General features: G+C 69.1%; 5 protein-coding genes. All 5 read right to left on the bottom strand.

All coding sequences use genetic code 11. From position 1 onward, the window contains the following. Nucleotides 1-111: 111 nt before the first annotated feature. From ACM9NP_RS02360 to ACM9NP_RS02340, 5 genes are read right to left on the bottom strand one after another with little or no spacing between them, the layout of a single operon-like run. Complete coding sequence (locus tag ACM9NP_RS02360) at nt 112-1,806, bottom strand: hypothetical protein (RefSeq protein WP_415644866.1); 1,695 nt, start codon at nt 1,804-1,806, stop codon at nt 112-114. After that, on the bottom strand, nt 1,803-5,213 hold the full coding sequence (locus ACM9NP_RS02355; protein ID WP_415644865.1) for a DUF5682 family protein: 3,411 nt from the start codon (nt 5,211-5,213) through the stop codon (nt 1,803-1,805). Before ACM9NP_RS02355 ends, ACM9NP_RS02360 begins: the two co-directional genes overlap by 4 nt. 5 nt (nt 5,214-5,218) lie before the next feature. Continuing rightward, on the bottom strand, nt 5,219-6,298 hold the full coding sequence (locus ACM9NP_RS02350; protein ID WP_415644864.1) for an ATP-binding protein: 1,080 nt from the start codon (nt 6,296-6,298) through the stop codon (nt 5,219-5,221). Next, complete coding sequence (locus tag ACM9NP_RS02345; protein WP_415644863.1) at nt 6,295-10,788, bottom strand: hypothetical protein; 4,494 nt, start codon at nt 10,786-10,788, stop codon at nt 6,295-6,297. The genes ACM9NP_RS02350 and ACM9NP_RS02345 overlap by 4 nt, the downstream gene beginning before the upstream one ends. After that, complete coding sequence (locus ACM9NP_RS02340; RefSeq protein WP_415644862.1) at nt 10,778-11,650, bottom strand: DUF4132 domain-containing protein; 873 nt, start codon at nt 11,648-11,650, stop codon at nt 10,778-10,780. The genes ACM9NP_RS02345 and ACM9NP_RS02340 overlap by 11 nt, the downstream gene beginning before the upstream one ends. Nucleotides 11,651-11,684 lie beyond the last annotated feature (34 nt).

The following is an 11,684-nucleotide window of genomic DNA, read 5'->3' as shown; positions in this document are numbered from 1 at the left end:
GTCCCGCCCCGTCCCGTTTCTCGCTCCGTCCCGTCCTGTGGTGAAACGCCGGAACCCCCTCGGCGTGGTGCCGAGGGGGTTCCCGGGATTGAGAGTGTCCGATGTGTCCGATCAGGCGGTGGTGTCCCAGTCGGAGCGGGACAGCCTTCGCTGGGCCACGTCCAGATAGGTCATCGCGGCCGTCCACGCCGTCGCGAAAGCGTCGGCGTCCGCGCGGCGCGCCTGGCCGAAGACGTCCCGAGTCACCGCTGAAGCGCTGGAATGTAGTCGCTCCAACAGTTCCGCGGAGTGCGGAAGGAAGTCTCGCCGCAACCGCTCACCGGTCACCTGGATCGTCCTGTTCGAACTGGGACCCGCGCAGTCGCGCCCACCGAGTGCGACCCTATGCAGCACCTGGGCGAGGCCGGTCAGCGGCGACGTCGTGCCCGGCGGCGGTGCCCCCAGGCGGGCGGCGCTCGCGTCGAGCGTCTCGAATCCGAGGTTGACCATTCGATCGTCGACCCGCACGGCCAGTGGAGCTATCGTGCGGGACCGGTGGGGGACGAACCGGGCGATCATTCGCACGGGAGTCGGCGCCATCGTCGCGAGTCGACGAAGGTTCGTGCCGAAACGCAGCCGATCGTCGACGTCGTCGGCGATCGCGCGCGCCCGCATGCCCTCGGCGGCCACCTCCACTCCGGATGGCCCATGTAGGACTTCTCCGTCGAGGAACAGCAGGTCGGCACCTTCGTGTCGCTGCGTCGGTGGGACGGTCAGTGCCGCGAACGCCCGGTCGAGCTGTGTCGACAACGGTGTCTTCCACAGCGCGGCGACGGCGTCGTCGTCCCAGGTGGCGGGCCCCGTCGCCGTTGCCGACGCCCCGGAACCGCCGCCGACGCGACCCGTGGTCGTCGCCGTCGCGCCCTGGACGAACAGGGAGCTGCGGCCCAACGCGTCGTGCTTGGTCGACAGATTTCCGAGGGTGACGGGGGCCCGATACAGTGCGAAAGGATCGGCGTCCGGCAACACCGACGCGACCGACACGATTCGACCGGCCGACCCGACGAGATAGGTGACGGCGCCGCCGTACCCGGTGTCGGACAGGATCGGCGTCGTGCACAGCCCCGTCAGACTCGTCGTCGGTATCGGCTGATAGTCGCGGCGGCCCACCCCGAGGTCATCGGCGCTCGCATTGTGCCGCAACCTCCACGCCGTGCCCAGCAACTCGGACAGCAACGCGACGCAGTCGGACAGGACGAAGTGCGGCCTGTCGGCGGCCAGGTCGCTGATGGCCTGCGCCAGAGCGGTTCCGGCAGCCGCGAGTCGATGCAGTCCCGCGATCCGGCACGCGTGCACGGCCCGCAGCAGGGCGGCCCGCGCCGTCGTGTCGGCGGCGGCGATACCGGTCGACACGAGTTCCGTGCCGACCTGCCACGCCTGATCGACGGCCCGCCGTTGCGCTGGTTTCAGGACCACGGCCTCCGCGACCGGCGCGGACGGTGCCTTCGTGACGGCGTCACCGGCGCCGACGTCGGGGTCGTCCCCGTCGTCCGCGCCATCCGTCAACGGCAGCACGTTCGCGACGGCGAGCACGTGCCCACAGCGCGGGCTGAGCAGGCAGCCGCAACCGATGTGCCCGATCTCCGTGACCGGATCGGCGCTCACCTGGACGGTCTCACCGCCCGCCGCGATCGTCCACTTACCGTCCTCGTGTGTCCATTCCCAACCGTCGGCTTTCGACGGATCGGCGTCCAACCGCTTGCGGACCCGAGCGGGCGCGTCGGCCAGCACCGTCGCCAGCAGGTTCGGCGTGATGCTTGGTCTCATCGATTCCTCACTTTCGAGCCGATCCACGACGCGAGCTCGCTGGGGCTGAGCGCGGCCACCGGCATTCCCGCGTCGGCGACGGCTGCCGCGATCGACGCGTTGTAGACCGGGACGCCCGAATCGTCCAAGGCGGCCAGTCCCAAGAGGACGGCACCGGTCTCGGCGAGCGCCCTGACTTGACCGAGCAGTCGCGACGTCGAGGCGCCCTCCTCGAAGTCACTGATGACGGCGACGATCGAACGCGACGGCACCGTGAGCCGCTCCCTGGTGTACGCCAAGGCTTTGCCGATGTCGGTCCCGCCGCCGACGGACACCTCCATCAACAGCGACAGTGGATCCTCCACCCGGTCGGTGAAGTCGGCGACCCGCGTCGAGAACGTCGTGAAGTTGACGCTCAGGGACGGCACACCGTGCAGGATCGCCGCCGTCAAAGCGCTGTAGACGACGGAGCGCTCCATCGAGCCCGACACGTCCACGACGAGGTGGACGTGCCACGAGGCCGAACGGTTTCCCCGACTGCGGAAGACGGGGCGCTCGGCGGTGATCGTGATCTCGTCGCCGTCCCGTTGTGCCGTCCGCAGGTTCCGGCGCAGCGTCGCGGCCAGGTCGAGTCGGCCGGTCGGCCGGGCCGTCGGTCGCGGAACGGTCAGACCGGTGAGCGCGGGGCGCATCTCGACGGCGAGCGCCTTCGTGAGCTCGTCGATGAGACGTTGCGCGAGCTTGCGCAGCGCCCCGAGCTTCGACTCCGGGAGCGCGCCGGCCATCGACAGGACGGTGGTGAGCAGGTCGACCGAGGCGGTCACATTCTCCGGATCGAGTTCGAGAACGGCTTCGCTGCGCCCTGCGGACGCGGCCTTGGCCAGTACTTCGTCGCGGACTCGACCACCGAACAGGTCGGACAGTTCCTCCGCCCATTCGCGGACCGTCGGGTAGGGCTCCTCGGTTCCGCCGCCCTCATTGGAGCCTTCGCCGTGCCCGTGCCCGTACAGTTCGTCGAGTGCCCGGGCGAAGCGCCGCTGACCACTGGGGAGTGCCTCGGTCTCGCGGCCGAGAATGAGCCGCCAGCGGTGTTTCGTCTCGTCGTCGAGTTCTGCCGCAATCTCCTCCAAAGTGGATTGGTCGATGTCGACGTGGTCCGCTGGTTTCGCGGTCTTCGTCGCCAGCGCGGGCGGAACCGCCGATTCGTCCGGTGTGGACGACGGTGCCGGTTCGGTCGTGGGACCGTCGAGCACGGCGAGCATCGCGGCGACTGCTGCGAAGCCCGTGTTATCGGCGTCGGCGTAGCGGGGCAGGTCGGTGAGCGCCGAAGTCGTCGCCGGTGTGGCCGAGACGCCGATCGCCCGCAGGAATCGTTCCCTGGCCGCGGTCGACAGTGTCTCGAAGCCGTAGCGCAGGTTCGGCAGCCGCGCGAGGAACACCTCGGGCGACCAGGTTCCGACGCGGCGGCTCAACGCCGTCAACACTTCAAGCGACGCTTCCACCAGCGGCGCGGCGACCACGAGGACGCCACGCAGGCGGTCTCCGACATCGGCACCGTGCTCCACCCAGGACGCCACCTGGGTCGCCAGCCACTCCGGTTCTGCCGACCGCAGCGATACCAGCGCGGCGGCCGCCGCGCCCTGGGCCGCCGGCGCGGACGCGGTGGTCGCGTCGGCGATGCGCCGCAGGCGCCAACTGAGGGTGGCCCTTCCGTCGTCGTCGACGAGTCCGATGAGATCGCGCAGCGCGGCGAGTTCGGCGTCGCTGGTTGCCCCGGCGAAGCCGTCCACTCCGGCGACCGCGCGGGCGAGCAGCCGGGCGGCGATCGAGGCCGCCTCGGCGGGAGGCTCGTCGAGCCCCGCGTACCCTCCGTTGTGGATCGCGTGGACGAGGCGGTGAGTGGCGATCAGGTCCGGAAGCCCCGCCGTCGCGGCGAAGTCGTCGTCCATTTGGGACAACAGTTCCCGAATGAAGCCGACCAGCCCGGCCTCGGCGGCCTCGGCGAGCGTCGAGACTAGGCCGGCCCGCCAGAGGTTGGCGCGCAACCGCCCGGTCGCGGCCGACACCAGGTCGGGGCCGTAGATCGCCGCCAGTTCGGCGGTCGCCGACGCCCGGGGTGTCCAGTTGAGACTCCACCCGCGGGACACGGAGTCGACGCCGCCGACCCCGCTCGTGCTGACGGGTGTGGCGTAGTCGACGCCCGCCGCGCGGAGGCGGTGCAGGGTCACATGTCGCCGTTTGTCCAGTGGGGACTTGAACGGGTCGATCCGGTAGGCGGGATCCTGATCCGGCAGTCGCAGTTCGGTGCGGAGCCGCTCGACGTCGCGGACGAGGCCCGACCGGGGTGCTCCCGGCGCCACTCGACCGCGTCGGATTCCCACGAGGACGTGCTCGGCGGCGGCCGCGACCGCGCGGGCCCGCCCGAGCGGTTCCCCCTGTGTCAGGGCCGATTGCATCGCCTCGACGATCTCGCCTCGCCCCGGCGCGGGCAGGCCACGCAGGACGGCGAGGTCCCGGGTCATCGTGTACGCGGCGATCGCGTCGGCGGTACCGGCGGCGTGCCCCGCTTTGCGGAGCCTCGCGCACACGGCCGACACCGTCTCGGCCGCGAGCGCGTCGACGGCGGCCGGATCGCCTCCGACCTCCGCGACCCGCTGATGCCACACCGGATCGTGGACACCGGCCGGATAGCCGGAACGTGAGTCCAAGAGCGCGAAGCTGTACGGGATGAGGGATGTGACGGTCTCGTCATCCTTCGTCTCGTCCGTCGCCGTGGCCTCCACGGTCGGAGCGTCGAGGAACGCGGCGGCGTGGAAGGACCCGACGACGGCGACGGGTCGAGCCGCCCCGATCTCGGCGACCCGCCGACGCATGTGCGCTTCCCGCTCGAGATCGGCGGGACTCACCGGATCCGCGTCGGCGCGCAACGCCCAGCCGTACGCCAAGGCCGCGCGCCGGACCCGTTCCGGGTCCGCCCCGTAGGACGGCGTCTCGACGAGGCGTTCCCACGTGTCACCGGTGTCGGTGGTGTGGGCGGCGGCGTGCAGCCGCGCGGCGATGCCCCGATGCTCCGTGCCGCTCTCGGCGTCGACCGAGACGTCGATCGCGTGCGCCGGGATGTCGTGCTCGCGAGCCCAGCGCAGTGCCGCCAACTCGGGGGAGAAGTCGGCGAACGGGTAGAAGCCGAGTCGTCGACCGTCCTGATGCGCGATCGCCAACGCGACGGGCGCCTCCGTCTTCGGGTCGGAGAGCCACGTCAACCATGGTTGCAACTGCGTCGGCAGTTCGATGAGGACCGCGTCCGGGTCGGCCGCCGCCAGCAGCTGCGGGACGGCCGCCGCGAGGGCGGCCGAGTGGTGCCGTACCCCGATGAGGAACGGAACACGAGACTCGGCCAGCCGCTCGACTGCCCTATTGGGATCATCCATGATGGTCAATTTTGTTCGGCGATGACGTGACGCAGCTCGTACAGGCGCTTCCACAGTCGCGCTTCGCCCTCCTCGGCACGACGACGGACCGTCGAATCCCAATAGGACACCAGCTTCGCCTGGTCGTCCCGGTCGTCCTTGCGGGCGACCCCGAGGAGATGACCGGGGAGCAGCGACACGGGGTCGCCGACCGGGAAGTACGCCGACTGCAGCCCAAGCGAACCCGCGACCGCGACCGCCTCGGCGGTGCTCATCACCGTCGCCGTCTTGTCGACCGGCCACCCTTCGACGGAACGGCCCTCGCGCAGGTCGCGGAACACCGTCACGAGCGCCTCGATCACGGCGTCGTCGACGTCGGCGGGAGCGTTGCCGCCCGCGAGCGCGCGGCCCGCTTCCCGTTTGACGAGTTCGCTTTCCGCCTGGAGCGAGCCGATCGCCTCGATCACCTCGAAGTTGAATCGGCGCTTCAGAGCCGCGCTCATCTCGTTGACGCCGCGGTCACGCAGGTTCGCCGTCGCGATGATGTTGAACCCGTCGACGGCGTACTCGGTCTCGCCGAGTTCCGGCACCGACATCGACCGTTCGGACAAGATGGACACCATGGCGTCCTGGACCTCGGGCAGGCACCGGGTGATCTCCTCGACGCGGGCGATCGCTCCGCCGCGCATCGCCGAGAGGATCGGCGACGGCACCAACGCGTCGGTGGTCGGCCCCTTGGCCAACAGCAGCTGGTAGTTCCAGCCGTACCGCAGCTGCTCCTCGTGCGTGCCCGCGCTGCCCTGTACCGTCCGCGACGTGTCACCGCTGATCGCGGCCGTCAACAGCTCCGCCAGCAACGACTTCGCGGTGCCCGGCTCGCCGACCAGGAGGAGGCCTCGGCGTCCGGCGAGAGTGATGACGGCGCGCTCCACAAGGGCGCGATCGCCGACGAACTTTCGACTGATCCGGGCACCGTCACCGACGACGAAGGTGACGACGGCTGCCGGAGTCAGGTGCCAGCCCGGCGGGCGCGGTCCCTTGTCGGCGGTGAGGAGCTTCAACTCGTCCGCGTAGCGGACCTCGGCGGGATCGACCTGACGCTTCACTTCGGTCCCTCCCCGTTCACGACGCGACCCCAGGCCCGCGCGAACAGCTGCGGGAACGTGGTGGTTTGTTTGGGGGCACCCCAATGGTTGGTGTCGTACATGTCCTTCTTCCATGTCTCATAAGGGAGTTGCGGTGCTCGCGGCGTCGTCCAGTCGCCTGGGATGAAGACGGAGCGGCCCGCGCGTGGGCGTTTCGCCTCGATGACGAGGCCCTTGTCCACGAGTTCGGCGATGGTCGCCTTACGGCGTTTCGGAGTCCACTTGTTCCAGTCACGGATGCGGGCGTCGGTCGGATACAACAGCGTCAACAGTTGCAGGTACAGCGTCGCACCGTCCTCGCTCAGGCCGAGCGTGTCGATCGCCTCGGTGACCAGTTCGGGAACACACGCGCGCGGGTCCGTATCGTATCGGCCGACTTCAATGGTGCCGATTCGGTCGACGATGCCGTCCGCGGTGTCGCGCAGCCAGTCGAAGTAGTGCATGACGCTGCGGTCCATCGACCGGACGTACTCGCTGGCGGCGTCGTCACCGAGCTTCGAGGGCCGGTAGTACATCATGTACCAGTCGCCCGACGGCACCGCCACCACGAGGTCGCCGTCGAGGGCGGGTTCGTCGAACCCGGGGACCGCGGTGGGCGTGTCAGGCAACAACTCGGTCGGCAGGTTGTCCTTCCTCTGGTATCCCAGCGACACGAGACTCGTCATCGACGCCACCGCGGCACGGAGCGCCGTCACCGCCTGCGGGATGCCGTTGCGGACGGGGTGGCCCTCGGGGAGGAACTCGTAGGCCCATCGAATGCCTTGGATGACGTTCGTGATGCCGGAGGTGTCCGTTTGCTTCTCGCCCAGCGGATGCGTCACGGGATCGAGCAGGAACCGCAGCACACGCGACGCCGCGAAGTCGAGCCCCGCGCTCGCCGCCGCGAGCACGTCCGCGTCGTCGAGGCGCACCCGCCAGCCGACGAGCCGCAGCCAGGCCTCGGCGAGTCGTTCGGCGAAGCGAGGCTGGTCCCACAGGATCGTCTCGTCGTCGTCGAGCGCGGCGGCGTACAGCTTGGTGCCGATGCCTTCCGGCAATCCGTTGACCTCGTGGACCGCCGCCTTGGCCTGGACCAGGCTGATCCCCAGGGCCTCACGACCCTCTTTTCCGAGGTAGTCACCGCCGTCGTTGATTCGCGGCATTCCCGCCAGCAGAAGCGTCGACGCGGCGGGACTGAGTCCCGTCCGTTCGGACAGAAGCGTCACGGCGCCCGGGTCGATCGCCACGACCGGCTCGGAGCCGGCGCGTTCCGCGATGACGTCGAGGCGTTCCTTCGTGGCCCAGCCGATCTCGACGGGTTCGCGATGGAGCTTCCAGTGTGGGCGGAGGGCGGGTTCTCCGCGACCGATGACCTTGAACCGCCGACCCGAGTCGGTGTGGTCGAAATCGGTGCTGAAGATCGTGCCCTGCTCGTTTCGGGACTGGATGGCGTAGTCCTTGTCCTCCACGAACTGGCCGAGCCACACGTCACCCGACAGCAGCACGTTCCCGTTCAGCAGGTCGAGCAGTTGCCGCGCGGCGGTGCGCTCGGCGTCGTCGAACCCGGCGCTCACCGCGCGGACCGCGATCATCGGCACGGCCTTGACCACACTGGCGAGATCGTGTCCGGAGTACGGGAACTCCGCTCGCGCCGTTTCCGCGTTGATCTGCCCGTTGAGGAACTCGTCGATGATGCGCAACTCCACCGCGAGCCCGCTGCCGTAGCCGTAACTGGACAAGGTGTCGGAGAGGACGAGGCGAAGAGCGTCCGCGTCGATCGTGTCCTTGTTCAGCTTGGGTTGCGGTTCCTTCGGGTTCAGCAGACCGTGCCGGACGGACACCATTCGTGCCGACCACAACGCGATCGACGTGAGCGCGCTTCGCAGCACCGGATCGGTGACGCCGAGACCGTCGAGCAGCGCGTCGCACGCCGGCGTCGGTGCCGGTCCCTCCTTGGGCGGCTTGATGGTCCGGTCGGAGCTGCCCGCTTCGACGAGAGCCGTCGCGGTCGTCGCGTCGGCAGCGCGCAACAGGGCCGAGGTCTCGGCGTTCCGCACGGTCGTGAAGTGCCAGAACGCCAGCGGGGGAAGGTGCGCCGAGCGGACGGGCGCGCTCCAGTGCCGGTAGCCGTCCTCGTCGACGATCGTGGTTCCCCGGTCCGCTTCCAGGATCCGCGGCGTTTCCCCGCCCGGAATGTCGATGAGACCCCAGGGTCCGGAACGCCCGTGGCGCGGCATCGCCGCCGAGCGGCCGTCGACGCCCGTGATCCGGAACTCGCCCGATCCCTCGGACACCCGGAAACCGACGAGGCCGTCGCGGCTTCCCAGGGGAGACGGCGGGGCGCCCTCGGGCAGCGCCGCCAGCGAACACACCGGGAGGAACCATTCGTGCTCTTCCGGAAGCGCGGCGTCAGCGTAGAACGAGGGCATGCTGTATCGCCCTTGTTCCGCGGTCTTGGGGTCGATCTCGCGGAACGTCTGACCGTCACGCCAGGTGCGCACCCAGTACGAGTTCCCGTCGCCGACCGTGTCGGTCGGGTAGCTCAGCTCCCAGTCCCCCTGGCGGAGGACGCTGTCCGAACTCAACCGGAGGCCGTCGGCGGTGAGTTGGACGAAGTCGAGGGTCGTCTCCTGACTCGGAATCCAGCGGTGGTCCATTTGCTTGACGTGCGCGGGATCGGTGCTCCAGTACGCGAACGATTCGGAGTAGCGCACCGACCAGGTGACGAAGAAGGCCCCGTCGGAGTAGATGATCGTGAAGTCGCGCTTGTTTCCCGCGGGAAGCTGCGGCTCGTGCTCCGCGACGCGGCCGTTCGGACCGACCGCGATCGCCTTCCGCTCGTCGAAGACCGTCACGATCGGCCAGCTCGTCGTGATGGAGGCGTTCACGCCGACCTCGGCCATGGCCTCCTCATAGGCGGGCCAGGTGAACTCCTGTGGGATGCCCGTGCGCAGGGTACGCCGCAGCACCTCTCCCACGTCGACTGAGGACAGTGCGCTATGGGCGTTCTCGAAGCGGCGGATGTCGACCGTGCCGAGCATCGACATGGACTTCTGAAGGTCGAGAAGACCACCTGATCCGGCATGTGTCGCGTGGCCGGACATCCACTCGTCCAGCGCCGGTTCGAAACGCGGGTGCCGCAATATCGGGTTCGATGAAATCCCGTCCAGGCCCCGGTGCAGCAGGGCCTTGAAGCGCTCATCCGTCAACAATGGATCGATCTCGGTGTGCCCCGATGTGGCCCAGTTCTCCAGCCCGAGCTCGGCGTCGGACGGAGGGTCCGCCAACGGGATGCCGAGTCGAAGGCACTCAATCGCCAGATCCGTGCTGAGATAGCGTCGGCGCCAACTCTTTCCGGCACTGAGGTCGACGGTTCCGCAGGTCTCGACGAAGTCCGGCAGCCACCGGAGCAGCCGCGGCGGGGCGGTGCCCTGTTTGTATCGGCCGTCCTTGAGGGCCGCGATCGCGCGGTTGAGCCACCGCGCCGTCTGCCCGGATTCGATCAGCGTCGTCACGGCACCGGACTCCTCCAACAGACTGAGCCAGTCGTTGAGGAAGTCCATCTGCTTGTCGGTGTCGTAGGTGTGGGCGTCGGGGAACAGGTAGAGCAGCGTGAAAGCGTGGTCCTTCGACGACCGAGCGAGCTCCACCAGCGACGCGCGGGCCGCCTTCCACAGTTTGACGGGTGCATTCTGCATCGACGGAGCATCCAAGATGGATCCGAGCAGGCGCTGCTGTTCGGCCTCCGGGTCCCGGTCGGCGGCGATCGCGAGTTCCTTCCACTGTGTCAGCAGTGCCGACCACGGCGCTTGCCCGCCGCGAATCCGACCATGCGCCAGCTTCTCGAAGATCGTCAGAGCCTCGTCCGGCGTGTAGCGCTTCCGCAGCTCCGCGAGGTACTCACTGATCGCCTTGACGGTGACGGCACCGGCGAGCGCGAACTCGATGAACACCTCCTGCCGCAGCGTCTCGTCGACCGGCAGGGCGTGAATCGTCTCGGTCGACCTCGCGCGGCTGAACATCAGGCCCGCGAAGTAGGCGCGGTCGGCGGCCAGGAACCCGCGGCCCGCCTGCTCGTAGAAGCTGGGCAGGTGCGTTCGCGGGAGCTTGTCGGCGATCACGCCGAACATCCGCTCTGCTTCGGCCGGGGACGTGCGCGCCTTCTTGGTCGCGCGCTCCAGATCCGGCAGGGTCGACAGGGCGAGGGCCGCGTTGTCGGAGTCGTGGACGAGGGCCCACGCGGGGTAGTTCAGCCCTCGAATGGCGCCGCGCGCCAGCGGTTCGGACACCTCGGGTTCGGAGTAGCCGAGGAAGGACATCGTGCGGTCCTCGGCGAGCGCGACCTGGTCACCCGTCAGTCGCACGACCGGTTCCGCGAGGCCGGGGTGGTGGTACGTGCGCGCGCTGATCGACTGCCCCTCCGGAGAGTCGACCGGGGCGAGCCCCGCCTGCAGCAAAGCGTCACTTCTCATCGGTCTTCCTTCCAGCGAAGATCAGGGCGGCCATGCGGATGCCTTCGGACCAGGCGATCGGCCCGACCTCGGACAACGGGACGGAGCGTTCGTCGGCGTCGACCCACAGGAGGTCGCCCGTCTCCGTCGAGTAGTCGGGGTTCTCGTCGCCGATCCAGTACCGCGCCTGGAGTTCCCGCCCGGCATCGGACGCTCGACAGGTCGCGTAGGGGCCGCGGACGGCGAAACCGCTCGTGGCGGTGCGGGCGCGGGCCTGGCGAAGCTCGTCGAACTCGCCGCCGTTGTAATCGGTGACGCGGTTGCCCTCGACCTCGGCCGGCTTGGCGTACACCTCGCGCGTCAGCTGCGGGATCGTTTGCGACAGACCGAGTTCGGCGGCGAACTCGCGGACGTCGGCGAGATCTTCGATCAGGACCGGGTGGGGGACGTACAGGTGGTCCGAGTCGAGCCATTCCGACTCGGCGTCGAGATTGACGACGCCGACGCGACCCGTTTCGTCGATCCGCTTCAACAGACCGGGCTCCGCGCTGAGATCCGCGGTGACCGCGAGGTCGGACAGCGCTCGGCGCCACGCCGGGTCCGCCCACACCTTCGTCAGCAACGCGAACGGCACCGGCAGCGCCCCCAGCATCCACGATTCGACGGTCGTGACGCATTCACGTTCGTGACGCTGCAACTGTTCCCGGACGGCGAGCAGTTGCCGTCCGATCTCGGTGTCGCGCACGTTCTTGGGAACGGACTTGAGCCGACGGCCGCTGCTGTTGCGGCACACCAGCGTCGAACCGTCGAGGGCGATGTCGTGGGTATCCGACGCGGGGCACCAGCGCAGGCCGGTGTCGTCGGTCAACTCGGGAGGAGACATGCGGGCGATGATGGCATAGCCGTACGACACGCCG

It is taken from the genome of Stackebrandtia soli (assembly GCF_965137155.1).
Lineage (GTDB): Bacteria > Actinomycetota > Actinomycetes > Mycobacteriales > Micromonosporaceae > Stackebrandtia > Stackebrandtia soli.
Note: the sequence above shows the minus strand (reverse complement) of the source record. Positions and strands in the feature narration are given on the sequence as shown.

Excerpts from the sequence above, each read along its gene's own strand:
- ACM9NP_RS02345 (WP_415644863.1), bottom strand. The coding sequence starts at position 10,788 with ATGAGAAGTGACGCTTTGCTGCAGGCGGGGCTCGCCCCGGTCGACTCT.
- ACM9NP_RS02355 (WP_415644865.1), bottom strand. The coding sequence starts at position 5,213 with ATGGATGATCCCAATAGGGCAGTCGAGCGGCTGGCCGAGTCTCGTGTT.
- ACM9NP_RS02340 (WP_415644862.1), bottom strand. The coding sequence starts at position 11,650 with ATGTCTCCTCCCGAGTTGACCGACGACACCGGCCTGCGCTGGTGCCCC.
- ACM9NP_RS02360 (WP_415644866.1), bottom strand. The coding sequence starts at position 1,806 with ATGAGACCAAGCATCACGCCGAACCTGCTGGCGACGGTGCTGGCCGAC.